The 685-nt window shown below is 70.7% G+C and carries 1 pseudogene; it reads right to left on the minus strand.

Going from position 1 to position 685, the window contains the following annotated elements:
- Positions 1-685 (minus strand): annotated as a pseudogene (locus tag D0901_RS20790) (hypothetical protein); the annotation flags it as partial.

The raw sequence follows: 685 nt of genomic DNA on the forward strand, positions 1-685 counted from the left end.
GGGGCCACGCGCGGCATCGCCACCGCCAGGCCCGGCGGCATCATGCGGGGGCGGCATCATGCGGGCGACCATCGCGTCGCGCAGCGCGTCGGAGGGCGGCTCGGCGAGCAGACGCCGCGACAGGTCGGCGAAGTCGATCACGCCCATCGACTGGATGCGCCCCTCGGCGATGTCGGCGAGCAGTTCGGAGAGCCGCCGCGAGAGGTTCTCGATGGCATTGAGCACCCGGCCGATGGCGCCGGTGAGCATGCCCAGCTCCCAGCTTTCGCCATGCTCGCGCTCGCGGACCTCGCGCCAGGTATCGAAGCGCTCGCCACGCCGGATCTCGGCGAGCTGCGAACGCGCGCCGAGCAGGGTGTGCTGAATGGTCGACAGGGCGTTGTGGTAGTGGCGCTCGTTGTCGATGAAGGCACTCAGCTTGCCCTCGCGGGTGGGATTCTCGCGCACCCGGCGCAGTTCCTGGGTCAGCGCGCGGATCCCCGACATCACCAACCAGATCCTGATGGCGATCCGCGCGAAGTCGCCCCGCGCCAGTGCGGCGAGCACCTTGGCGGCGTCGTACTCGGAATACAGCAGGTCCTCGACCTGGCTGGCCAGGGTCACCGCCTGGCGGCCACTGGGCGTGAGGCGCACCTGGCCGGTCTGGCCCTGCTTCTCGATCAGCGCGGTGCGCTTGGTGCTGCGC

It is taken from the genome of Modicisalibacter coralii (genome assembly GCF_004117855.1).
In the GTDB taxonomy this organism is placed as follows: Bacteria; Pseudomonadota; Gammaproteobacteria; order Pseudomonadales; family Halomonadaceae; genus Modicisalibacter; species Modicisalibacter coralii.